This is a genomic window from Vibrio sp. SCSIO 43135 (genome assembly GCF_023716665.1).
Taxonomy (GTDB): domain Bacteria; phylum Pseudomonadota; class Gammaproteobacteria; order Enterobacterales; family Vibrionaceae; genus Vibrio; species Vibrio paucivorans.
The window spans coordinates 1,999,041-2,023,627 of sequence record NZ_CP071859.1; the positions used below are offsets into that span (position 1 = coordinate 1,999,041).

Annotated in this window: 23 protein-coding genes, 1 riboswitch and 1 other annotated feature; of the genes, 9 read left to right on the top strand and 14 right to left on the bottom strand. The window is 44.5% G+C overall.

The features are described 5' to 3' along the window. Positions 1–2: 2 nt before the first annotated feature. On the top strand, positions 3–845 hold the full coding sequence (locus J4N42_RS08845) for an NAD(P)H-binding protein (protein WP_252027514.1): 843 nt from the start codon (positions 3–5) through the stop codon (positions 843–845). Beyond that, positions 838–1,476, top strand: a complete 639-nt coding sequence (locus J4N42_RS08850) for a YdcF family protein (protein WP_252027515.1) — start codon at positions 838–840, stop codon at positions 1,474–1,476. The genes J4N42_RS08845 and J4N42_RS08850 overlap by 8 nt, the downstream gene beginning before the upstream one ends. Before the next feature lie 64 nt (positions 1,477–1,540). Here J4N42_RS08850 and clpA read toward each other — a convergent pair whose 3' ends face one another. Next, on the bottom strand, positions 1,541–3,808 hold the full coding sequence (clpA, locus tag J4N42_RS08855) for an ATP-dependent Clp protease ATP-binding subunit ClpA (protein ID WP_252027516.1): 2,268 nt from the start codon (positions 3,806–3,808) through the stop codon (positions 1,541–1,543). A 46-nt stretch (positions 3,809–3,854) separates the two neighbouring features. Continuing rightward, complete coding sequence (gene clpS, locus J4N42_RS08860) at positions 3,855–4,175, bottom strand: ATP-dependent Clp protease adapter ClpS (RefSeq protein WP_252027517.1); 321 nt, start codon at positions 4,173–4,175, stop codon at positions 3,855–3,857. 471 nt (positions 4,176–4,646) lie between these two features. Here clpS and cspD point away from each other — a divergent pair, with 471 nt between their 5' ends. Then, positions 4,647–4,868, top strand: a complete 222-nt coding sequence (gene cspD / locus J4N42_RS08865) for a cold shock domain-containing protein CspD (protein WP_252027518.1) — start codon at positions 4,647–4,649, stop codon at positions 4,866–4,868. 160 nt (positions 4,869–5,028) lie between these two features. Then, a complete protein-coding gene (locus J4N42_RS08870) occupies positions 5,029–5,589 on the top strand; it encodes an SOS response-associated peptidase (RefSeq protein ID WP_252027519.1) in 561 nt (186 codons plus the stop codon). A gap of 64 nt (positions 5,590–5,653) precedes the next feature. Here the strand turns inward: J4N42_RS08870 and J4N42_RS08875 are convergent, their stop codons facing one another. Then, the gene (locus tag J4N42_RS08875; RefSeq protein ID WP_252027520.1) at positions 5,654–7,879 is read right to left on the bottom strand and encodes an NADP-dependent isocitrate dehydrogenase; all 2,226 of its coding nucleotides are present in this window, start codon (positions 7,877–7,879) and stop codon (positions 5,654–5,656) included. A gap of 309 nt (positions 7,880–8,188) precedes the next feature. On the opposite strand from J4N42_RS08875, the gene J4N42_RS08880 reads away from it, so the two are divergent. After that, positions 8,189–8,908 (top strand): rRNA large subunit pseudouridine synthase E, encoded by a 720-nt coding sequence (locus J4N42_RS08880; protein WP_252027521.1) that lies wholly within the window; start codon positions 8,189–8,191, stop codon positions 8,906–8,908. Between the two features lie 97 nt (positions 8,909–9,005). Here J4N42_RS08880 and hisIE read toward each other — a convergent pair whose 3' ends face one another. The 9 genes from hisIE to tet(35) all read right to left on the bottom strand — a co-directional run bounded on the left by hisIE (position 9,006) and on the right by tet(35) (position 18,158). Beyond that, the gene (hisIE, locus tag J4N42_RS08885; protein ID WP_252027522.1) at positions 9,006–9,641 is read right to left on the bottom strand and encodes a bifunctional phosphoribosyl-AMP cyclohydrolase/phosphoribosyl-ATP diphosphatase HisIE; all 636 of its coding nucleotides are present in this window, start codon (positions 9,639–9,641) and stop codon (positions 9,006–9,008) included. Further along, a complete protein-coding gene (hisF, locus tag J4N42_RS08890) occupies positions 9,638–10,411 on the bottom strand; it encodes an imidazole glycerol phosphate synthase subunit HisF (protein WP_252027523.1) in 774 nt (257 codons plus the stop codon). Before hisF ends, hisIE begins: the two co-directional genes overlap by 4 nt. Continuing rightward, positions 10,393–11,130: a 1-(5-phosphoribosyl)-5-[(5-phosphoribosylamino)methylideneamino]imidazole-4-carboxamide isomerase gene (gene hisA, locus J4N42_RS08895; RefSeq protein WP_252027524.1), complete on the bottom strand. Its 738-nt coding sequence runs from the start codon at positions 11,128–11,130 to the stop codon at positions 10,393–10,395. Before hisA ends, hisF begins: the two co-directional genes overlap by 19 nt. A 12-nt stretch (positions 11,131–11,142) precedes the next feature. After that, positions 11,143–11,757 (bottom strand): imidazole glycerol phosphate synthase subunit HisH, encoded by a 615-nt coding sequence (gene hisH, locus J4N42_RS08900; RefSeq protein WP_252027525.1) that lies wholly within the window; start codon positions 11,755–11,757, stop codon positions 11,143–11,145. A 26-nt stretch (positions 11,758–11,783) separates the two neighbouring features. Next, complete coding sequence (gene hisB / locus J4N42_RS08905; RefSeq protein WP_252027526.1) at positions 11,784–12,857, bottom strand: bifunctional histidinol-phosphatase/imidazoleglycerol-phosphate dehydratase HisB; 1,074 nt, start codon at positions 12,855–12,857, stop codon at positions 11,784–11,786. 68 nt (positions 12,858–12,925) lie between these two features. Then, a complete protein-coding gene (gene hisC, locus J4N42_RS08910) occupies positions 12,926–13,966 on the bottom strand; it encodes a histidinol-phosphate transaminase (protein WP_252027527.1) in 1,041 nt (346 codons plus the stop codon). Positions 13,967–13,978: 12 nt separating this feature from the next. Beyond that, the gene (gene hisD / locus J4N42_RS08915; protein ID WP_252027528.1) at positions 13,979–15,289 is read right to left on the bottom strand and encodes a histidinol dehydrogenase; all 1,311 of its coding nucleotides are present in this window, start codon (positions 15,287–15,289) and stop codon (positions 13,979–13,981) included. Between the two features lie 4 nt (positions 15,290–15,293). Further along, positions 15,294–16,190 carry an ATP phosphoribosyltransferase gene (gene hisG, locus J4N42_RS08920; RefSeq protein WP_252027529.1) on the bottom strand — a complete coding sequence of 299 codons (897 nt, stop codon included), beginning with the start codon at positions 16,188–16,190 and terminating at the stop codon, positions 15,294–15,296. 52 nt (positions 16,191–16,242) lie between these two features. Continuing rightward, positions 16,243–16,380 (bottom strand) — a sequence feature (His leader region). A gap of 176 nt (positions 16,381–16,556) precedes the next feature. Further along, on the bottom strand, positions 16,557–18,158 hold the full coding sequence (gene tet(35) / locus J4N42_RS08925) for a tetracycline efflux Na+/H+ antiporter family transporter Tet(35) (protein WP_252027530.1): 1,602 nt from the start codon (positions 18,156–18,158) through the stop codon (positions 16,557–16,559). A 115-nt stretch (positions 18,159–18,273) separates the two neighbouring features. Further along, positions 18,274–18,456: riboswitch (Lysine riboswitch) on the bottom strand. A gap of 391 nt (positions 18,457–18,847) precedes the next feature. On the opposite strand from tet(35), the gene J4N42_RS08930 reads away from it, so the two are divergent. Beyond that, the gene (locus J4N42_RS08930; RefSeq protein ID WP_252027531.1) at positions 18,848–19,258 is read left to right on the top strand and encodes an H-NS family histone-like protein; all 411 of its coding nucleotides are present in this window, start codon (positions 18,848–18,850) and stop codon (positions 19,256–19,258) included. Positions 19,259–19,348: 90 nt separating this feature from the next. On the opposite strand, the gene J4N42_RS08935 is transcribed toward J4N42_RS08930, so the two are convergent. Both J4N42_RS08935 and J4N42_RS08940 read right to left on the bottom strand, forming a co-directional pair. After that, positions 19,349–20,653, bottom strand: a complete 1,305-nt coding sequence (locus J4N42_RS08935; protein ID WP_252027532.1) for an inosine/guanosine kinase — start codon at positions 20,651–20,653, stop codon at positions 19,349–19,351. A gap of 114 nt (positions 20,654–20,767) precedes the next feature. Beyond that, complete coding sequence (locus J4N42_RS08940) at positions 20,768–21,037, bottom strand: hypothetical protein (RefSeq protein ID WP_252027533.1); 270 nt, start codon at positions 21,035–21,037, stop codon at positions 20,768–20,770. A gap of 219 nt (positions 21,038–21,256) precedes the next feature. Between J4N42_RS08940 and mnmA the strand changes: the two genes are divergently transcribed. The 3 genes from mnmA (at position 21,257) to purB (ending at position 24,546) form a co-directional block, all read left to right on the top strand. Next, entirely contained in the window at positions 21,257–22,366 is a 1,110-nt protein-coding gene (gene mnmA / locus J4N42_RS08945) for a tRNA 2-thiouridine(34) synthase MnmA (protein ID WP_252027534.1), read from the top strand. A 26-nt stretch (positions 22,367–22,392) separates the two neighbouring features. After that, positions 22,393–23,010, top strand: a complete 618-nt coding sequence (gene hflD / locus J4N42_RS08950; RefSeq protein ID WP_252027535.1) for a high frequency lysogenization protein HflD — start codon at positions 22,393–22,395, stop codon at positions 23,008–23,010. Positions 23,011–23,175: 165 nt separating this feature from the next. Further along, complete coding sequence (gene purB, locus J4N42_RS08955; RefSeq protein WP_252027536.1) at positions 23,176–24,546, top strand: adenylosuccinate lyase; 1,371 nt, start codon at positions 23,176–23,178, stop codon at positions 24,544–24,546. The last annotated feature ends 41 nt before the right edge of the window (positions 24,547–24,587 follow it).

Here is a 24,587-nt window from a genome sequence, read left to right on the forward strand (position 1 = left end):
CTATGAGTACGATTACTGTCGTTGGTGCAGGCTGGCTAGGATTGCCGCTGTGCGAAAACCTAGCGCTTAAAGGCCATACTGTGTATGCCAGTCGAACAACTGAGGAAGGCAAGAACGAATTGAGTTCGAAAGGCTTACACGCATTTGTATCCAACTTAAATGAACCGGCAAGCAATGGGCTGTCCTCAATCCTGCTTTCTCAGCAAAGCGAGATTGTAGTGGGTAGTTTTCCTCCCGGTTTTCGCAAGGGTAACTCTACAGGCTATATCGATTCATGGCGCAACCTTATTGCACAGGTGCGCAAAAGTAACGCCAAAAAGCTCATTATGATTAGCTCAACCACGGTATACCCTAATCTAGCCGAGGATATGTCAGAAGACGCTGCGTCCTTAGCTTTAGCTGAACAGTACGACCACTTCAGTGACAATGCTCGTACCATGCTACAAGCCGAACAACTACTCATCGACTCAGGGTTAGACTATGTCATTCTACGCTGCTCAGGCCTCATTGGACCAAACCGTAATCCTGCTCGCTTTGCTAGCAAGCTAAAGCAGATTAGTCGTTCTGCGCCGGCCAATATGTTACACCTGCAAGATGCTGTCGATATCGCAACATTCGCAATTGAAAACGCCAGTAATACGATACTAAACGCCACTACACCAAATTGTCTCAGCAAATCAGAGTTCTACCCACTTGCGATAGAAAAAGCAAAACTCGACGACATCGTGCTCCCACCAATTGTCGATATTCCTGACAAACGTATTTTGTGCAATAAACTCATCGCACTAGGCTACCAATTTACTTTCGACAACCTTCCTTCAGCGCTGGACGATATCAATGGCTAAACATCTATATCAACACATCGAATCACTTTGGCAGTACATGTTAATGGAGCATTCACTAGAACAGTCAGACATTATCTTTGTACTGTGCAGTAACGACATAAGGGTTGCAGAGCATGCAGCCAGCCTTTATTTGAAAGGTTTGGCGCCTAAAATCGTCTTTTCTGGTGGTGAAGGCCGGTTCACCAATGGATTGTTTGATAAAAGTGAAGCTGAAACCTTTGCTGCTATCGCTAGAGACTGCGGTGTTCCTGCTGAAGACATTATCATTGAGAGCCTTGCAACCAATACCGGAGAAAACGTTCTATTCACTCATAAGCTATTGCAAGAAAAAGCGATCAGCCCGGAACGTATTATCTTGGTACAAAAGCCGTTTATGGAAAGACGTACCTATGCGACCTTCATGAAGCAGTGGCCAGATGAAGTTCAAGCGGTATACGTCACCTCTCCTTACCAGCCATTCTTTGATTACTTGAACGAGCACATGACACTTGATCTTGTCGTGGAAGCTCTGCTATCAGACTACGAACGTATTCTCAATTACCCAGCACTCGGATTTCAAATCGAACAACCCACTTCACCAGAAGCGCAGCATGCGTACGAAAAACTGAGAGAAGTGTTTGTTAAGTCGTAAATCATCAACTAAACAAAAAGGCCAGAGTAAAACTCTGACCTTTTGATTAGGGTCTGTTGGCATTCTAGTGAAGAACTTCTTCTTTTGCGCCAAGATATTTGAACTTAAGTTCATCTTTCTTAAGTGACACTTTCACAGTACCACCATCGACCAATGAACCAAACAGTAACTCGTTAGCCAAAGGCTTCTTAAGCTGCTCTTGAATCACTCGGCTCATTGGGCGAGCGCCCATCGCCTTATCGTAACCTTTCTTAGCAAGCCAGTGTCTTGCATCTTCAGATACTTCCAACGATACTCCTCGCGCATCAAGCTGAACTTGTAGCTCTACAATGAACTTATCAACCACTTGATGGATGACATCTTCATCTAAACTGTTAAACCAGATGATGTTATCCAGACGGTTTCTAAATTCTGGTGTGAACACCTTCTTGATAACTGACATTGCATCGTGGCTGTGATCTTGTTGAATCAGGCCAATCGACTTCTTCACTGTCTCCTGTACACCAGCGTTGGTAGTCATCACTAAGATGACGTTACGGAAATCAGCTTTACGACCGTTATTATCAGTCAAAGTACCATTATCCATCACCTGCAGTAGCAAGTTAAAGATATCTGGGTGCGCTTTCTCGATCTCATCCAACAGCACAACAGAGTGTGGGTGTTTGATAACTGCATCAGTCAGTAGACCACCTTGGTCATAACCTACGTAGCCAGGAGGAGCACCAATCAAACGGCTCACTGAATGGCGTTCGCCATACTCTGACATATCAAAGCGCAACAGCTCGATACCAAGAAGTTTTGAAAGTTGAACCGTCACCTCTGTTTTACCAACCCCTGTAGGACCAGCAAATAGGAAAGAACCAACAGGCTTGTTGTCTGCACCAAGGCCAGCACGAGTCAGCTTAATTGCCTCACTGAGAACATCGATAGCCGGATCTTGCCCGAACACCAGCATCTTCATCTTGTCATCGAGATTTTGCAGAATGTCTTTATCTGAAGAAGAGACTGATTTCTCTGGGATACGTGCCATCTTCGCAACCATAGCTTCGATATCGGCCACGCTAACAGTTTTCTTACGGCGGCTCGCAGGCGCTAAGCGGCTACGCGCGCCAGCTTCATCGATAACGTCGATTGCTTTATCCGGCAGGTGACGCTCATTGATGTATTTCGCTGAGAGTTCGACTGCTGCACGCAGTGCTTTGTTGGTATAACGCACCTCGTGGTGTGCTTCATATTTAGGCTTAAGACCAATCAAAATCTTAGTCGTGTCATCAAGAGACGGCTCAACAATATCAATCTTCTGGAAGCGGCGAGACAGCGCGCGCTCTTTCTCAAAAATATTGCTGTATTCTTGATAGGTTGTAGAACCAATACAACGAAGCTTACCGCTACTCAACAGTGGCTTGATAAGGTTTGCTGCATCGACTTGACCACCAGAGGCCGCGCCTGCACCAATAATGGTGTGGATTTCATCGATGAACAAAATCGCATCTTCTTCTTTCTCAAGTTGCTTAAGAATTGCTTTAAATCGTTTTTCAAAATCACCGCGATATTTGGTACCCGCTAATAGCGAACCAATATCCAATGAATAAATAACGCTATTTTGGATAACTTCAGGTACCTGGCCTTCGACAATTCTCCAGGCCAAGCCTTCAGCAATCGCGGTTTTACCCACGCCCGCCTCACCAACCAGTAGAGGGTTGTTCTTACGGCGACGACATAAGACTTGAATAGTGCGCTCTAGCTCTTTATCACGACCAATGAGTGGGTCGATATTCCCCTGTTTAGCCACGTTATTGAGGTTGGTTGCGAAACTCTCCAAGCGCTCTTCCGAATTTACTTCTTCTACGCTGTCATTGTTGAATGATTCTGAAGATGAATCATCGCTAGAGTCAGAAGATTTGGTAATGCCATGAGAAATAAAGTTAACAATATCTAAGCGGCTAATGTCATTCTTTTTAAGCAGGTACGCTGCGTGTGATTCTTGCTCGCTAAAAATTGCGACAAGTACATTAGCACCCGTTACTTCATTACGCCCTGAAGACTGAACATGGAATACGGCGCGTTGAAGAACACGTTGAAAACTCAAAGTCGGTTGGGTTTCTCGAGTTTCATCGTTTTCTGGTATTAGAGGTGTGGTTTGATCGATGAATACATCGAGTTCTTGGCGAAGTGCGTCTAGATCTGCCTTGCAAGCCAATAATGCTTCCTTAGCGGCATCGTTTTCTAATAATGCCAATAGGAGGTGCTCGACAGTCATAAACTCATGTCGTTTGTCTCTGGCACGAGCAAATGCACCGTTCAGACTCGACTCTAATTCTTTATTAAGCATAAGTACCTCCTTTAGGAACAACTCTGTTGCTCGAGCAAGTGATTATTTACGCTTGCTCCTTTGTACACAGCAATGGATGCTCATTTTCCCTTGAGTACATAGTGACTTGGGCCACTTTTGTCTCAGCAACTTCGGCGGTGTAAGTGCCACAAATTGCTTTCCCTTCGTAATGCACCTTGAGCATGATCTGCGTTGCTTGATCAATGTCCTTCGAGAAAAACCGCTCAAGGATTTCGATAACAAAGTCCATCGGCGTGTAGTCGTCATTATTAAGCACAACGTTATACATCGCAGGTGGCTTTATCCCTGTTTTCTCTCTCTCCAGTAAATCTGAGTCTGGAGTCACCCATTCAAAATTTTTACTCATGACTAAATCAATATTCGAGTGTTTCTGTACTCAATTTTACCATCTTGTGTTGTGAAAGTTTTCGATTTTTCTCATAAAGTCGAAGAGAAAAATCATCGAGTCTAAAAACATCTCTTACTTAGAGACTAATGCAGCATTTGAGTCGCTGCAAATAAAACATTTCTATCATTCGGCTTGACTTATCTAATTGATTAAAAAGACACCAGAAAGCAATCTTAGTGACGAAAAAATCTTCATATTGACAGTTGCATTCATTACACAAATGTAAATCTTAAAAGTGATTTACTTGCAAATATGTCGAGTTTTAGACCTTTTGCCTATTGACTGTGTTCAATCATTGACTACATTGGTCAATTAGTGACTAAAAATTTGGCATCCGCTGAATTGATATTCACTCATACAACGTCGAGTCAGGGGTTGATTCGGCCGTAGTAACAACATCAGTAACAAAATGCATGAGGGATGTATAGCATGGCTACAGGTACAGTAAAATGGTTTAACAATGCCAAAGGGTTTGGTTTTATCTGCCCGGAAGGCGAAGATGGCGATATTTTTGCACACTACTCCACAATCAAGATGGACGGATACCGCACTCTGAAAGCAGGTCAGCAAGTCTCCTATGAAGTAGAGCAAGGGCCTAAAGGTTACCATGCAAGTTCTGTCGAGCCACTTGAGACTCAAGCTGCAAAGTAACTGCTGTCTTAGTTATAAGCTGTTTTACAGCGCAAGATAACCCGCCCTATGGCGGGTTTTTAGTCTCTATTTTCATCTGGCAACTCATTGGCCATCTTGTGACTTTCTAGTCTCGCACTATTCTTAGCTTAGGACTTGTTTAAATAGGTGTTCGTCACTTATGTGTGGCAGACTAAACATCATTGATGACCCGCTGACTCGTCTAGTGAGTCAAATCGCCGGCATCAGGTTCACCACCAAATCTAACAGCAACCTTTGCCCCACTGATTCAGTCTCCGTCTTAGCGACCGCTCAAGGCCGTATCACGCAACGGACGCTATCATGGGGCATAAAACCTCACTGGGCGCAAAGGCTCATTATTAACGCGCAGGCCGAAACTGCGGCTATCAAGCCAACGTTTAAACCGGCTATACACCAGAATCGTGTCATCATCCCCTGCTCCGGTTGGTACGAGTGGACCGGCGAAAAAAACCACAAAGAAAAATATTTGTTTCGCGTCGACGACTCTCACCTGACATTGATGGCTGGTATCGCTCTCGGTAAGCATCTCGTCACCCTCACCACACAAGCGAATGAACGATATCGCCAATACCACCATCGAATGCCGCTGTTGGTGCAAGAAGAAGATGTGTTTGATTGGTTAGGAAGCGCCGACTCTAAGTGGGTTGATCTACTCGAATCAAGTCCGGCTAGTCATCTATTAGTAGCGCGTTGTGCTTAACTGACTCCTCAGGCAAGATCAAAAAAAGCCCGCTGTTAAGCGGGCTTTATATTCTTTAACGGGATTAACCATTAATAATGCTGTTTAGCGTAGAGCTAGGACGCATCAATTCAGATGCTAGAGCATCTACTGGAGCATAATAGCCACCAAGCTCGCCTGCAACGCCTTGAGCACCGTTCAACTCAGCAACAATTGTTTCTTCATTGTCTGCTAGTGATTTCGCTACTGAAGCAAACTCTGCCGCCAATTCTGCATCTGCAGTTTGCTCGGCTAGTGCTTGAGCCCAGTATGTCGCAAGGTAGAAGTGGCTACCACGGTTATCCAACTCACCCACTTTACGTGAAGGCGACTTGTTGTTATCTAGGAACTGGCCTGTTGCTTTATCTAGAGCGTCAGCAAGTACTTGTGCCTTCTTGTTGCCTGTCACTACACTTAGGTGCTCTAGAGAAGCCGCTAGTGCTAGGAATTCACCTAGAGAGTCCCAACGCAAGTGGTTTTCTTTCTCTACTTGTTGAACGTGTTTAGGCGCTGAACCGCCAGCACCAGTTTCGAATAAACCACCACCGTTCATTAGCGGAACGATAGAAAGCATCTTCGCTGATGTACCTAACTCAAGGATTGGGAACAAGTCTGTTAGGTAGTCACGTAGAACGTTACCCGTTACAGAGATCGTATCTAGACCTTCTTTAATACGAACTAGCGAGAACTGACACGCTTCTAATGGAGCAAGGATCTTGATTTCCAAACCATCAGTATCGTGCTGTGGTAGGTACGCGTTTACTTTCTTGATAAGCTCTGCATCGTGTGCACGATTTTCGTCCAACCAGAACACGGCTGGAACACCTGTTGCACGTGCGCGAGTTACCGCCAGCTTAACCCAATCTTGGATTGGCGCGTCTTTCACTTGGCACATACGGAAGATATCGCCTTCCTCTACTGATTGCTCCAGTAGAACGGCACCAGATGCATCCACAACACGTACTGTACCTGCTGCATCGAGAATGAATGTCTTATCGTGAGAACCGTACTCTTCCGCTTTTTGAGCCATTAAGCCTACGTTTGGCACGCTACCCATAGTCGTTGGGTTGAATGCGCCGTTCTCTTTACAGAAATCGATAACTGCTTGGTAGATACCCGCGTAGCTACGATCAGGAATCATCGCTTTGGTATCTTTCTGCTTACCATCTGGTCCCCACATTTGGCCAGAAGAGCGCAGCATTGCTGGCATTGAAGCATCTACGATAATGTCACTAGGTACGTGTAGGTTAGTGATACCACGATCAGAATCAACCATCGCAAGAGGTGGCTGAGTTTGGTATACCGCTTGAAGTGCAGCTTCGATCTCTTCTTTTTGAGCTGCAGGCAGTGATTGGATCTTCGCGTAAACGTCACCAATACCGTTGTTAACATCAACACCAAGCTTGTCAAACAACTCGCCGTATTTCGCAAACACATCTTTGTAGTAAACCTTAACCGCGTGACCGAAGATCACAGGGTCAGAGACTTTCATCATGGTTGCTTTCATGTGCAGAGAAAGCAGCACGTCTTTTTCTTTCGCGTCTGCGATTTCTTTTTCAAAGAATGCAACCAGTGCAGCCTTGTTCATCACAGAACAATCGATAATTTCATTGTCTTGTAGAGGGAACGCTTTTTTCAGTTCTTTCACAGAACCGTCTTGTGCAACAAATTCAATCTTCACGTCAGTTGCTTTTTCTACTGTCGTCGATTTTTCGCTGCCGAAGAAATCTTGGCCTGACATGCTTGATACATGAGACTTAGAATCTGCTGACCAAGCGCCCATTGAATGAGGATTTTTCTTTGCATAGTTCTTTACAGAAAGCGGGGCACGACGGTCTGAGTTACCTTCACGTAGTACTGGGTTTACCGCACTACCTTTGATCTTGTCGTAAGTCGCTTTGATTGCTTCTTGCTCGTAAGTGCTAGGCTCTTCAGGATAGTTAGGAAGAGCGAAACCTTTGTCTTGTAGCTCTTTGATTGCCGCTTTTAGCTGCGGGATAGATGCTGAAATATTTGGTAGTTTAATGATGTTTGCTTCTGGCGTTTTCGCCAGCTCACCTAATTCTGCCAGTGCATCACCAATACGCTGCTCTTCTTTCAAGTGCTCAGGGAAGTTTGCAATAATACGCCCTGCTAAAGAGATATCACGTGTATCAACGTCAATACCTGAAGAAGCTGTAAATGATTGAATAATCGGTAATAGCGAGTAAGTTGCTAGTGCTGGTGCTTCGTCAGTAATCGTATAGATGATTGTAGGTTTTTCTGTAGGCATGAAATTTCCCTATTGTTCTAACAGCCTCTATTGGATGAATAGTGCTGTGTGAATGTACGCTTCCAAACTGGTACTGCATCCCCAAAACGTTTGGTCGCGATATTGTCACTCTTTTAAAAATACTCGGCTTTGCGTTGAGCATCGAAAACCTGAGTCCGTGAGTGTAGTTACTTATAATTAAACAAAACGAAGATAATAGTCTATTATCTTGTGCATTAATCTGTTTTTGGGCGCGCAAATGATAGCTCAAATTGGAAATTCTTAAAACTTTCAAACACAGTTCATTTACATTTTTGCAAGGTAGTTAACATGTCATCACGCTCCAGTCGTGACTCTAATGGAAAAGCCAATCAGGCAAATAAGCCAAAATTTAAACAAAACAAACCGTCAGCATCTTGGAAAAACCGTTCACAAGACAGCCTTTCTAAAAACAATCGCGCTCAGTTTAAGCGCAAATCTAAGGCGGAGCCTAAACGCGTTTCTGCCGAAGAACGGAAAGTCATTGTTTTTAATAAGCCATTCGACACACTAAGCCAATTTACCGATGGAGAAGGTAGACAAACTCTCGCTGACTACATCCCTGTAAAAGATGTCTATCCAGCAGGCCGTCTAGATAGGGATAGCGAAGGGCTTATGGTGTTAACCAATGACGGCATTTTGCAAGCTCGATTGACTCAACCAAAATCGAAGTCTCCTAAAACCTATTGGGTCCAAGTCGATGGCGCCCCTCAAGAAGCCGATTTAGAAAAACTACGCAAAGGTGTCGAGCTAAAAGACGGCATGACACTACCAGCCAAAGTAGAAAAGATGGATGAACCTGATATCTGGCCCAGAACACCACCTGTCAGATTTCGCGCTAATATACCCACGACATGGCTTGCAATTACAATTATCGAAGGAAGAAATCGTCAAGTACGTAGGATGACAGCCCATATAGGCTTCCCTACCCTAAGGCTGGTACGTTACTCAATGGGAGACATTACGCTAGCCGATCTGCAGCCGGGCGAATGGAAGGAAATTAAGCTCTAAATTAGACCTAAAAAGCCTCTACGAACGTAGAGGCTTTTACTTCATAACCATCTAACTTTTAGAGCAACGCAAGCATCAGCATACATACTCGCTCTAGTTACTTGTGGCGCTCTTTAAGTTTGTTCACAACATCATTCATTGACAGACCTTGGTCCTGAAGTAGAACCATTAGGTGGTAAATCAAATCTGCCGATTCACACACTAGCTCCGCCTTATCGCCCGACGTCGCCGCAAGCGCGACTTCAACGCCTTCTTCGCCCACTTTCTGCGAAATACGCTTGGTGCCACGGGCATAAAGACTGGCAGTATAAGAGGAATCTGGGTCGGCACTCTTGCGGGCAGCCAATAGCTGCTCAAGTTGATGAAGCCACACCATTTGAGACTCCTCTTGTGGGTCACCATCCCAACAAGTTGTGGTTCCTGTGTGACAAGTAGGGCCAATAGGATTCACCTTAACTAACAATGTGTCATTGTCACAATCAAGTGAAATATTCACTAGCTGCAATACATTACCGGAGGTCTCCCCCTTGGTCCAAAGGCGCTCCTTGGTACGAGAGAAAAACGTCACTTGCCCCGTTTCACCCGTTTTTGTCAACGCATCTTGGTTCATGTAACCCATCATCAGCACTTGGCTTGATTGGAAATCTTGTACGATGGCAGGTACCAGACCATCCACCTTTTCCCAGTTGATGCGCTCAGCTAGAGAACTCACTTCGGTGGTGTTTAAACTCATAGTCGCACCTCAATACCTTCTTGTTTCAAATACTGCTTTAGTTCACCAATATTGATGACTTGTTTATGGAATACCGATGCGGCAAGCGCACCATCCACATTTGCTTTTTGGTAGGCTTCTGCGAAGTGCTCCATGGCACCCGCCCCACCCGATGCAATCAATGGTACGTTACACACTTCACGCACCATATTAAGTTGTTCAATATCGTAGCCGTTACGCACGCCGTCTTGGTTCATCATGTTCAATACTATTTCACCAGCGCCACGCTTTTGCACTTCTTGCACCCAATCACGCGTTTCCCATTGGGTTGCTTTGGTACGTTCTTCATCACCAGTAAACTGGTAGACCTGATACTTGCCGGTCTCTTTGTCGTAGTATGAATCGATACCAACAACGATACATTGAACGCCAAACTTATCGGCAAGATCGGTAATCAACTGCGGGTTCGCCAACGCAGGTGAGTTGATCGAGACTTTGTCCGCGCCAAACTCAAGAATGCGTGCTGCGTCTTCGGCTGATTTAATGCCACCAGCGACACAGAAAGGAATATCAATTACTTCCGCAACGCGAGCGACCCAGCTTTTGTCAACGACACGACCGTCACTTGAAGCGGTAATATCGTAGAACACAAGCTCATCAGCGCCTTCTTCTGCATAACGCTGTGCCAAAGGAACGATGTCACCAATGATTTCGTGGTTGCGGAACTGAACGCCCTTGACCACTTGTCCATCACGAACATCAAGACATGGAATTATTCGCTTTGCCAACATGCAAACGCCTCCTCTGCGGTGAACTTACCATCTAACAGCGCACGACCGACAATCACACCAGCCACACCGCTACCTTTAAGTGCTTCGATATCGGCTAGCGAACCGATACCGCCTGAAGATTGGAACTGCACTTGTGGGTACTGTTTACATAAGTCGACATAAAGTTCAACATTTGAGCCTTCTAGCGTACCGTCACGAGAAATGTCCGTGCAAAGCACGTGTTGTAGACCTACTGTTAGGTAATCGTTAATCAGAGCTTCGATAGTCACCCCTGAATCTTCTTGCCAACCAGAGATCGCTACTTTACGTGTGCCGTCTTGGTCGATGTTAATGTCTAACGCGAGAACGATTTTCTCCGCGCCATACTTTTCCATCCAACCTTTCACAAGCTCTGGCTTTTTTACTGCTGTAGAACCAACTACAACACGTTGAGCACCTGCTTCGAGTAGATCAATGACATCTTGCTCTGTACGCACACCACCGCCGATTTGGATGTTCGCTGGCGTACTTGCTAATAGCTTTGCAATCAAATCAAGCTGGCGTGCTGTTGTGTCTTTCGCGCCGGTTAAATCCACCAAGTGCAGCCAGTTAGCACCAGCCTGGTGATACAAGTTGAACTGCTCTGCTGGATCGACTTTATACTCGGTTACTTGGCCGTAATCACCTTGATAAAGGCGAACCACCTGTCCTTCAATTAAATCAAGAGCTGGAATAATCACACTAAATCCCTTTTATAATTCTAAGAAGTTTTGAATAAGTTTCGCGCCTGCTTTTGAAGAACGCTCAGGGTGGAATTGCACGCCGTAGTAGTTACCGCTTTGTACTGCTGCTGTGAACGGGTTGCCATATTCACATTGGGCAATGGTGTAGTCACCTACTGGCATCGCAAAGCTGTGGACGAAGTAGAAATACTCCCCCTCTTCAATGCCTTTGAACAATGGGTTACCTGATTTTGCAGACACCGTGTTCCACCCCATATGCGGCAGCGGTAAATCGCCGGTTTGTAACAACTTCACTTCGCCATCACAAAGTCCAAGACACTCAACCAACTCATCTGCTTTCTGCCCTTTCTCTTGAGACACTTTGCCCAACAGTTGCATGCCCAAACAGATACCTAGCAGCGGCTTTTCTACCTGCTTTACCAAGCTGATAAGGTCACGCTCTTCAAGGTTTTTCATCGCTTCGCTGGCGGTTCCCACACCCGGTAGGAATAGCTTGTCTGCCGACAATACAACTTGCGGATCTTTTGAAATTGTTACGTCATAGCCTAGGCGTTCAATAGCAAACTTCACCGAAGAGACGTTGGCACAGCCAGTATCGATAATGACAACTTTCTGTTCTGTCACTGTTTTTCTCCTTGCTAACGTTAGCCTTAAAGTACGCCTTTACTACTTGGCAGCTCAGTGCCTTCTACTTTGATTGCTTGACGCAAAGTACGTCCAAACGCTTTGAACAAGCTTTCAATGATGTGGTGATCGTTATCACCAGCTGAAGAAAGGTGCAGCGTACACGCTAGGGTGTCAGTCAAAGAACGGAAGAAGTGAACCACCATCTCTGTTGAAAGATCACCGACTTGTTCACGGCTGAACTGCGCGTCAAACTTAAGGTAAGGACGACCAGACAGGTCTAGTGCACATTGTGCCAAACATTCATCCATTGGCAGGCTAAAGCCAAATCGGCCAATACCACGCTTATCACCTAACGCTTCTTTCAATGCTTGCCCTAAAGCAAGAGCGGTGTCTTCTACTGAGTGATGATCGTCAATGTGTAGATCGCCCTCCACCTTACACACCATCTTAAATCCACCGTGCGTTGCGATTTGATCCAGCATGTGGTCAAAGAAGCCTAGGCCTGTAGAAATATCATTACCGCCTTGGTCATCAAGATTTACCAAGACTTTAATATCCGTTTCTTTCGTAGTACGAACTACTTCCGCGACGCGAGCTTTTACTGTTAAATCTTTAAGGATCTGCTTCCAGCCCATGGTTTCTGGATTGTATTGAATGCCACGAATCGCCATGTTTTCCGCAAGTTGAAGATCCGTTTGACGATCGCCAATCACAACTGAGTTTTGGAAATCCACTTTTCCACCTTGAAGGTACTCTTTCACCATGCCTAACTTAGGCTTACGGCATGTGCAATTATCTTCTTCAAAGTGAGGGCAGATCAGTACGTCATCGAACTTCACACCTTGAGATTCAAAGATCTCCATCATCATATCGTGTGGCGCATCAAAATCTGCTTGTGGGTAGCTGTCGGTACCTAAACCATCTTGGTTCGTTACCATCACTAGACGGTAACCTGCTTCCTGTAACGACAACAGGCTTGGGATAACGAACGGCTCTAGCTTTAGTTTATCTAGACGGTCTACTTGAAAATCAACCGGTGGCTCAACGATTAAAGTGCCATCACGGTCGATAAAAAGGATTTTTTGTTGTTTGCTCACTCGAACTTCCTTATTACTAATCTTTGGCGCTTCCGCTTGTTAGCGAAAACAAATAATTTTATCTCTACTTATGAGTAGTAGTTTCTTATAAATCCGAGCGTTTTTTCACACTCGTCGCGGTTACCTACACTGATACGTACGCAGTTTTCAATAGGCGAGTTACGCAAAATAATGCCGGTATCCCATGCAGCTTTAAAAAGATCGTCGCCATCAGGGAACTTCACCAATAGGTAGTTGCCCCACCCCTCGAACACTTCCAAACCTGGAATCATCGACAAACCCACCTGCAAATAGGCACGGTTTGCATTTAAATCAAGCACTTGAAACTTGGCTCGTGCCAACCCTGACTCAGATAATGCTTGAGTTGCAATTTCGGCAACCGGAACGGGTACTGGGTATGGTGCAATAACCTTAAGAAGTACATTAATCAGTTCTTCGTTCGCAAGCGTAAAACCACAACGTAACCCCGCAAGAGCAAAAGCTTTCGACAGAGTGCGCAAAATCGCTAAATTTGGGAACTGTTCAAGCAAGTCTACTGTTGACGCTTCAGGACAAAAATCGATGTACGCTTCATCCATCACCACGATAGCGCGGTCTTTGGTCATCTCAAGTAACGAAACAATATCTTCACGCTTAACCAAGTTACCTGTTGGGTTGTTTGGCGAACACACAAAAACCAATTTGACGTCATCTAGGTTGGCTTCAATGCCAGCAAGATCAAGCTGCCAGTTCGAGGTTAACGGGACGGTTTTACGCTCGACACCAATTGTTTCTGAACTGATAGCGTACATACCGTAGGTTGGTGGACAATATAAAATCGCATCTTCACCTGGCTCACAGAATGCACGAATCAAAAGCTCTATACCTTCATCGGCACCACGAGAGGTCAGCGTTTGTTCTGGCTTAACACCAGCGTAGGCAGCATAGGCTGAAATCAGTTCTTTAGGCTGGCATTCGCTGTAACGATTAAGCCTAGCAAAATCGGTCTTATATTCATTGTTGAATGGTGATTCATTAGCATTCAGCCATACATCACCAGTACCACCGATACGACGAGCTGACAAATATGGGGTAAGTTTTTGGACTTGTTTACGCGCTAGCTTTTCCATCTCATTGTCCTCTTACTTCGCAGCCAGTTTTTCGACACGGCTTAACTTTTCTGTACGAATAGTCACGGCACGTTTGTGAGCATCTAGGCCTTCAGCTTCAGCCATCGTCACAACCGTTGGAGCTAAACCTTTGAGACCTTCAGCAGACAGTTCTTGAACCGTCATACGTTTAGAAAAGTCCGCTAGCCCTAAGCTTGAGTATGTACGCGTGTATCCGTATGTAGGAAGAACGTGGTTAGTACCCGACGCATAGTCTCCTGCTGATTCCGGGGACCAGTCACCTAGGAAGATGGAACCTGCATTATCCAGTAATGGCAAAAGCTCTCGAGGGTTTTTAGTCTGAACAATTAAGTGCTCTGGACCGTAGTAATTTGAGATTGAAACTGACTGAGTCAGTGATTCCGCAATAATGATTAAACTAGATGCCAATGCTTTTTCCGCAATATCGGCACGCGACAGTTCTTTTAGCTGACGTTGTACCGCGTCTGTCACTTGATCGGCAATCACTGGAGATGGAGTCACCAAAACAACTTGAGAATCAGGGCCGTGCTCTGCTTGACTTAGAAGGTCGGCAGCAATGAAATCCGGATCGGCGGTATCATCGGCAATCACTAACACTTCTGATGGGCCAGCAGGCATGTCAATCGCTGCACCTCGGAAATCATTGCTCACTTGGCGCTTAGCTTCGGTCACATACGCATTACCTGGGCCAAAGATCTTATCGACTTTCGATACAGTTTCAGTTCCGTAAGCCATTGCTGCCACAGCCTGGCCACCACCAACATTGTACACTTCATCGATATTACAAAGCTTAGCGACGTAAAGAATTTCGTCGGCGATAGGCGGTGGTGAACACAATACAACTTTTCGGCAACCTGCAATCTGAGCCGGCACACCTAACATCAGTACCGTTGATGGCAGGGGTGCACTGCCACCTGGAATATACAAACCCACGGTATTAATTGGACGCGTAACTTGCTCACAAACAACACCAGGTTGAGTTTCTACTCTGAGAGGCTCAGGGCGCTGAGCCTTGTGAAATTTGGCGATGTTAGAGTACGCTTGCTCAAGTGCGTTTTTCATCTTTTCTGATAGACGCCCAGCAGCCTCATCGATTTCTTGTGCAGAGACACGAATAGATTCAGGTTTAACGCGATCAAACTTTTCTGTCAGCTCTGTTAATGCCTTATCACCTTCGCTACGTACCTTGGCTATAACATCGGACACTGCCGCTGTAATGTTTGCGCCTTCACTGATCGCAGGTCGCTCCAGTACAGAGTCTTGCTGAGATTCACTTAATGACTGCCATACAACCGTTCTCATGTTGTTACCCCATCATTTTCTCAATTGGAAGTACTAGAATTGAGCTTGCACCCAACTCTTTCAGCTGTTCCATCGTTTCCCAGAACAAGTTTTCTGTACTAACAAGATGTACGGCTACTTTCTCCTTATCAGAAGAAAGAGGCAAAACGGTTGGATCTTCTGCTCCTGGCAATAACGCCTTCACTTGTTCAAGCTTGGCAACAGGAGCGTGCAACATGATGTACTTCGACTCTTTCGCTTGCTGAACGCCTTGCATACGAGTAAGTAACTTTTCAATTAACGCAAGTTTGTCTTCATCAAACTCGCCAACACGTTGAATCAAGGTCGCCTTAGACTGGAAAATAACTTCGGCTTCTTTCAGCCCATTTGCTTCTAAAGTCGCACCTGTCGAAACAAGGTCTGCAATCGCATCAGCTAGGCCCGCTCTTGGAGCCACTTCTACAGAGCCTGTCAGCATACAAGTGCTAAACGGTACGCCCTGCTCATCCATGTAAGCTTTAAGCAATTGAGGGTAAGTCGTTGCGATACGCTTTCCGGCCAAATCTTGCGGGCCGTTATACTCTTCATCTTTGTCAATGGCGATGGACAAACGGCAACCACCAAAATCTAAGCGACGAAGTGAAACAAATTCATAAGGCTCACCTAGTGCTTTACGGTCATAACGAACTTCTTCAAGCTCATTTTCGCCAATAAAGCCCAAATCAACGACTCCGTCCATGATGAGGCCTGGAATGTCATCATCACGAACAAGCAATAAATCAATTGGCATATTTAGTGAGTGAACCACTAGGCGCTCACCCATGATGTTAAATTTAACACCACATTTTTTGAGTAGGTCTTGGCACTCTTTACTCAAGCGACCTTTCTTTTGGATTGCGATTCTTAGGCGTTGTGATTGCATTGCTGTATCCCTGTGCAAGAAGTTGAATTTATTAAATTTTACTGAATCAAAAACTAAAAAACCCTCAGGAGCTTTTGGTCTCCCGAGGGTTTAAAATCTTGTTTTCTATGATTTTATCTCCGGGAGTTTTCTGCCTCCCGGGTATGCGCGTATCTCCCCGAAAGACTAGATAGGGTGATGATGGTGATGAATGTTCATTACAAAATTGCGCATACTTATCAGCTCTTAGTTATGTTGCTGTCTTGATATCCACACTAACTAAGCTTGATTTTATTTGCAACCTTTAATTAGCACTTTTTTAATTTTATTTGTTTGAAACAAAAAAGGAGGCCGAAGCCTCCTTTATGACAGTTTTATTTCCTGCGCTTAAGCGCTCTGGCAATTTGCCATTTTTGATTTCGACATAATCGAAAGTACAAAACAAACCAATACAAATGTTGCAGCAGCGGCAGCAAAAGACATAGCAATAGAGGTAGTCATGCCAAGAACAATAAAGCCAATACAAGAGACTAACGCTACAGAAAGTGCATATGGGAGCTGAGTCGCAACGTGGTCAATATGGTTACAACGTGCCCCTGTAGATGAAAGAATCGTTGTATCAGAAATTGGTGAGCAGTGGTCACCAAATACAGCGCCTGCCAGTACAGCACTCAACATAGGTAGCATCAGCGCTACATCAGTTGCACCAGCCATATCACCAGCGATTGGTAACATGATACCAAACGTACCCCATGACGTACCGGTTGAGAAAGCCATTAGGCCCGACAACAAGAATAAGATGACTGGTAGCCAATGAACGTCAATGTTGCCTTGAGCTAAGGTAGACAAGTAAGAACCCGTCTTCATGTCACCAATGACTGAGCCAATTGTCCAAGCAAATACTAGGATCAGAATTGCACCAAACATTGATTTTGCACCAATCCAAAGCGTACGGGTAATTTCCACCATTGGAATACCCTGCTTAAGTACAGTAAACAGTGCAACCGCTAGGCCAAGCAAACTACCATAGATAAGAGACATGCCTACATCGGTGTTTTCGAATGCACCAAGCAACGCAAATTCTTTACCATCGGCTGCCAGTGCTTGTCCACCGGTGTAGAGCATGGCTGCTACTGTTGCTACGATAAGCGTTACGATAGGAAGTACTAAATCAAGCACATTGCCTTTCTCACTTTCACGAATATCCAACTCTTCGTTTAAGTCATGAGCTTCCTGTGTGTCGTTCTCTTTATCTTTATCGAAACCACGGCCTTGGGAAGCTGCAATTTCATGATCACGCATTTTACCAATATCTAAACCGAACCATGCCACTGCAAATACCATTAGGAGAGCAAATACAGCGTAGAAGTTCATTGGTATGAGTCGAACATAAGCACCAAGAGCTGAATACTCTGTAATGCCGTGAGAGACCAAAATACCGCCGATAATAGTAATGATGTAAGCACCCCAACTAGAAGCCGGCATAATCACACACATCGGCGCCGCCGTTGAGTCTAGGATGTAAGCTAGTTTAGCGCGAGAAACATAGAATCGATCAGTTACCGGACGCGAGATAGCGCCTACCGCTAGACTGTTGAAGTAATCATCAACAAAGATGAAAACCCCAAGGAACGCTGCGAGTAACTTCGAGCCGCGTTTACTTTTCACACGAGATTGAGCCCATTCAGCAAACGCGCGAGTACCACCAGACAATGTCAGTAATGCAGTCGTCATTCCTAATAAAATAAGAAAACCTACAATGCTCATGTTCCAAGTATTAATACCACCGTCTTCAATAAAGACGCTTGAAACAGTTGTCCCAACATAACCTAGTGCATTACCGATAGAGTAATCGGCAAGCAAAACTGCCCCCAGGAGAATACCAACCCCAAGAGATACTAAAACACGACGAGTAATGATTGCTAAGCTAAGCGCGACAATTGGCGGCAATAGCGACAGCGGAGATGATGCGAAATCAATTAAATTCATGATCTTCAAAAACCAGTAAGTAATGGCTAGAGATCTACTGCAGACAAATTACGTGAAGTCATTTTAACGCAATTAATGTTGAACTTAGCGAAAGGGAAGCGAACACTTCACCCAACCCTACAGTAGCGCTCCATAGTTTAACAAATTATAGACTATGGCAGTGTTGTACCTATTTGATACAACCCCAGCAGGTGGCGTTGATATACCAATCTACTTCGGCGATAGCACCCTTTCACAACAATTCATAGGCATCACCCCAACTGCTGCTACTGATTTGTATCGCTCCTCTACCGCGCAACATACAATCAACTATTGAAAAGTCAATTTAACAATTAATTAACTGCACATACGCATAAGGTGACGCCATTGTACTTACACAGGTCACCAATGCAACATATCATTCCATTTTTAGTGATATTTTATTTTTGGCCAATTCTGGCACATCTACTCTTGTAGGAAATCTAATGCTACAAATATCATAACTAGGATTAATAGCTAGAGAGACACTTTAGTCGTGTATGGGTAGCTTCGATAAAATTCACTCATATCTGGTTACTTATTCGATTAAATATGAAGCAAGTTTAATTTAACCCAAATATTAAAAACTATTCGAGCGAAATAATATTGTATTCTTAGTAGTCGCAGTTTAATATTATTCGGTCGACTCTTTTAAATTCATAGGAATAGTCATGTCGGATCTATCTAAAACTTTATTAAACATTCGTAGCCTACGTGCTTTTGCTCGTGAATTAACTTTAGAGCAACTAGAAGAAGCATTAGACAAACTAACCATCGTTGTTCAAGAACGCCAAGAAGCTGAAGCAGAAGAGCGCGCAGCGAAAGCAGAGCAAGAAGCGAAGCTGGCGGCAATTGCTGATCAAATCGCTAAAGATGGTATTGATGTAGAAGCACTTATTTCAGCACTTTCTGGTGAAACAAAAGCGAAAGGCACAAAAACAAAACGTGCTCCTCGCCCGGCTAAATACAAATATGTAGATGGCGAAGGTAACGAAAAAACCTGGACAGGCCAAGGTCGTACACCTTCAGCTATCCAAGCGCAGCTTGACGCAGGTAAATCTCTAGAAGATTTTGCGATTTAATAGCGAATTCGTTAAATAAAAAAGGCTCCTTTCGGGAGCCTTTTTTATTATTACTAATTAGTCATGTTGTCCACTTATTACATGAGGAGCTTAGCGTTCCCAATATGACTCTTCTAGGCTATCTTCTCGTTCAGGTAAACCTCGAGACAAACGCGGAGAGTGTTGAACTAATACTTCGTAACTGGCTCTATTTGAATACTTACAAACTTGTGAGAATGAAGAGTAAGTTAAGAATGTATGAGCGTGTTTGCTCGAATTCGGTACATTCTCTTTATGGTATTTATTTGCTGCCATATCATGCAAAAGAGCTGACAATGCAGCATCACCAGCACCGTTGGTATTCTTTATTTTTTCTGGGCCGCCCATATAAGGTGCAATATGTGAATATACCTTGATTGGTTGTTCACATGCAGACTTTGACGCCGGACGACTGAACTCAAAACGGTTAAATTCAGCAATAGAGCCCGGTAAGAGAGGTAACGAAGTTTCCCTTTTTGCGGCATCTTCAGTATAGCCAGCCATGAACAGTCCAACAGGACCTGCGGTACACAATACCAAGTCAACCCATTCTAACGCTTTATCCGATGCAGCTAGAGGATCGGATTCCCCAGTTAACGCTTCAGCTTCGTCTTCATTCATAGCTACCACAGTGACATGGTCGCGTAAAAACTCTTGCCAGAACGTCGGATCATCTTGAATTACGAATTTCGTTCCTAATGTAAGTACAACAGGCACGTCATTTTGTTTTGCATATTCTATTGCTTTCATCGTCGCTTCAGGCATTGGGTCGCCTTCTTTACAACGAACTAAATATGCTGTTAATACTAACGCAGAAGCATTTTTAAAGATTTTCTCTGGAATACTTTCTGGATGAAGTTTATTCATTTGGCCTTCACTGATCGCGAAAGTTCTTTCTCCATCTTCGGTAATCAAGGCAAAACAACGGCCAATTGCTCCTTCAACACCCTGTAGATAATTCAAATCCATTCGGCTCGATGTATTACATAAATAACGGTAACCGTAGCTGCCAATCTTAATATCTTGGCTCATCACTCCTAAAAGCGTCGAACGATCATCGGCAAGCACAGAGTAGTTGTGCAAAGTATTGCCAATCGTGCCACCCGCAAATTCATTGGTAATAAGTTTTTGGTCTTTGAGTTCGTTATAGAGAGACTCTGCCGCTTCATCATCAATAACCAACGAATGACCTTTACTTAGATTATATTTCTCAATTAAATCAGTCGTCACTTTTGCTTCAATATCAACCAGAGTTTGATCAATACCGATAATATGCGTGCTGGACATTTTTTTACTTTCTTGAGCCTGGCTCACTAAAGGGTCACGAGCGTGTACTGGAAAGTAGTGCTTAGATTTACGTTGGCCTGGAAATTTCATAGCAATGATTCTAAGTATGGAAGTGAAGGATGCGGGATTCTACCGCGCACTTGTGTGCGCGGCAATACAGTGAATTATAGCAAACGTTTGCAACATTCAATTAACGGCTGAGTTCTATTCCCCTTCCATAAAACTCAAATCTGGTAGCATATCTAAGTGCTCAGAATAACGTTTTAAATTAAATTCAGAGTCGTTTTTCATTACATCGAAAATCTCAATCGCAACGGCACACGCCATCATCGCAACCGCTTCGTCGCGTGGGGTTCCTGTCATCATCAAACGCATTAAAGTTTCTTTCGCTTTGATCGGGTTACCATCTTCCAATTGATTCTCAACCACTTCAATCAACTCGGCTTCCTGCATAAATTCATTTTGTTCAGACATAATTTTCTCTTAGGCTTGTTTTCGCGAAACTATGCCATATATACGCATGGAATACATCTGAAGAAATAGTAAGAGCGGCGCGTTAAGACACTGTCCAACCACCGCCACTTAAGTGGGTAATTTGTAGTCAAATCGAATTGTGATTTAGATCGCGGATCTGTCCCCTACTCGCTATTTCTGTTAGAATCTGCGTCCAGTTATTTTGAGTGGTGTTTAGTAATGTCTGACAACAGCCAGAAAAAAGTCATTGTCGGTATGTCCGGCGGTGTTGATTCCTCCGTTTCCGCTTATCTTCTGCAACAACAGGGCTACCAAGTTGAAGGCCTGTTCATGAAGAATTGGGAAGAAGACGACAACGAAGAGTATTGTACTGCAGCGGAAGATTTAGCAGATGCACAGGCTGTGTGCGACAAACTAGGCATTCACCTGCACACCATCAACTTTGCTGCAGAGTATTGGGATAACGTATTTGAGTATTTCTTAGCTGAATACAAAGCTGGCCGTACGCCAAACCCTGATATTCTGTGCAACAAAGAAATCAAATTCAAAGCGTTTTTAGAGTTTGCCGACGAAGTACTCGATGCCGACTACATTGCTATGGGCCATTACGTACGCCGCTCTTTCCCAGAAAATGGCGATAAACCGCAGATGCTTCGTGGTTTAGATGGTAATAAAGATCAAAGTTACTTCCTATACACATTGAGCCACGAGCAAGTTGCACGCAGCTTATTCCCAGTAGGTGAGCTGGAAAAGCCAGAAGTTCGTCGAATCGCTGAAGAACAGGGCTTAATCACTGCCAAGAAAAAAGACTCTACCGGAATTTGTTTCATTGGCGAACGTAAGTTCACTGACTTCCTAGGGCGCTACCTACCTGCTCAACCAGGTAATATTGAGACCCCAGAAGGTAAAGTCATTGGTAAACACAATGGCTTGATGTACCACACCCTAGGTCAGCGAAAGGGCTTGCACATTGGTGGCCAAAAAGGCGGTGGTGGTAATGAAGACCCATGGTTCGTTGGTGACAAAGATCTCAAACGCAACGTACTTATCGCAGTACAAGGCAAAGATCACCCAATGCTTAAATCTCAAGGGCTTATCGCTTCTCAGTTACACTGGGTAGATCGCGACGTTATTAATCAACCATTACAATGCACTGTGAAAACTCGCTACCGTCAAACAGATATCCCGTGTACTATCATCCCTATTGACGATGAAAACATTAAAGTTATCTTTGATGAACCTCAAGTCGCTGTAACACCAGGGCAATCTGCAGTTTTCTACCTAGGCGAAGTTTGCTTAGGTGGCGGCATTATAGAACAGCGCATTTAACTAATTAAAATAAGGAGTAAGACTACGTGGCTAATACACTTTATGATCGTACTATCGCTTTTGCAGGGATCTGCCAAGCTGTTGCTTTAGTTCAACAAGTAGCGAAGAACGGTGAATGTGATACTGACGCGCTTACAACTTCTTTGAATGCCATACTCAACACAAACCCGAACAGTACACTAAACGTATTTGGACGTGAGGCCGACCTGAAAATTGGTCTTGAGTGTTTAGTGAAAGGCATTGACAGCACTCCGACAGGAAGTGAGATTACTCGCTACATCATCAGCTTGATGGCGCTTGAGCGCAAACTAAGCAGCAGAAACGACGCTATGTCTCAACTTGGTGATCGTGTCCAAATGTTAGAGCGCCAACTTGAGCATTTTGATTTGCTAGACGAACAGATGGTTAGCAATCTTGCGAGTGTGTACCTAGACGTAATTAGCCCTATCGGGCCAAGAATCCAAGTCACAGGTACGCCGGAAGTGCTTCAACATACAACAAACCAACACAAAGTAAGAGCTTTGCTGCTGTCTGGAATCCGAAGCGCCGTTCTATGGCGTCAAGTAGGGGGCAAACGACGCCACCTCATTTTCGGACGTAAGAAGATGGTTGAACAAGCTCAAATCTTGTTGGCCAGAATGTAATACTCAGCTCGCGCATAGTCGCGAGCTGATTTTTTATCCGCCAATACTTTTTATTTACCAAAACAAACTCAACGCAAACGTTTGCGCAATCTTCGTGACAATTGCCGTTGATATTGGTATAAAGCTCACCAAATTAAGTTAAGAACCTCAATTCAGGAGAACACCATGGAACTGTCAGCATTGACTGCTGTTTCACCAGTAGACGGCCGTTACGGAAGTAAAACCACTGCATTACGTAGTATCTTTAGTGAGTTTGGCCTACTAAAGTACCGCTCTATCGTTGAAATTCGTTGGTTGCAAAAACTTGCTGCTACCGATGCGATTAAAGAAGTACCAGCATTCAGTGCAGAAGCAAACCAGTTCCTAGATGAACTTGCAGCAAACTTCTCTGAAGAAGATGCAGCACGTATCAAAGAGATCGAACGTACAACCAACCACGATGTTAAAGCGGTTGAGTACTTCCTTAAAGAGAAAGTAGCTGGTGTACCTGAGTTGCACGCTGTAAACGAGTTCATTCACTTTGCTTGTACTTCAGAAGACATCAACAACACTTCTCACGCTCTAATGCTGAAAGAAGCTCGTGACGAAGTGATTCTTCCTGAAATCCAAAACATCATCGATGCTATCAAAGCGCTTGCTGTTGAATACCGCGACATCCCTCTTCTATCTCGTACACACGGACAGCCTGCATCTCCATCTACAATGGGTAAAGAAATGGCGAACGTGGCGTACCGTATGGAGCGTCAATACAAGCAAATCGCTAACGTCGAAATTCTAGGTAAGATCAATGGTGCTGTAGGTAACTACAATGCTCACCTTTCTGCTTACCCAGAAGTTGATTGGCACCAATTCTCTGAAGAGTTCATTACTGAATCTCTAGGCGTAACTTGGAACCCATACACGACTCAAATCGAACCACACGATTACATCGCTGAACTGTTCGATGCAGTTGCACGTTTCAACACTATCTTAATCGACTTCGACCGCGACGTATGGGGCTACATCGCTCTAGGTCACTTCAAGCAGAAGACTATTGCTGGTGAGATCGGTTCTTCAACGATGCCACACAAAGTGAACCCAATCGACTTTGAAAACTCGGAAGGTAACCTTGGCTTAGCGAATGCAGTATTCGGCCACCTAGCGCAGAAACTACCAATTTCTCGCTGGCAGCGCGACCTAACGGACTCGACAGTTCTACGTAACCTAGGTGTTGGTGTTGGCTACGCAATCATCGCATACACTTCAACTTTGAAAGGTATTAGCAAACTAGAAGTGAACCGTGAAGCACTTCTTGCGGAACTAGACCAAAACTGGGAAGTTCTTGCAGAGCCAGTACAAACTGTGATGCGCCGTTACGGCATCGAAAAGCCTTACGAGAAGCTAAAAGAGCTCACTCGTGGTAAGCGTGTTGATGGTGAAGCAATGCGTAACTTCATCGACGGCCTTGAGCTTCCAGAGCACGAAAAAGCACGCCTAAAAGAAATGACTCCAGCTAACTACATCGGTCAAGCAATCGAGCTAACTGACAAGCTGTAAGTTTCAAATAAGATGATTAGAAAAGGCTTCCAAAATGGAAG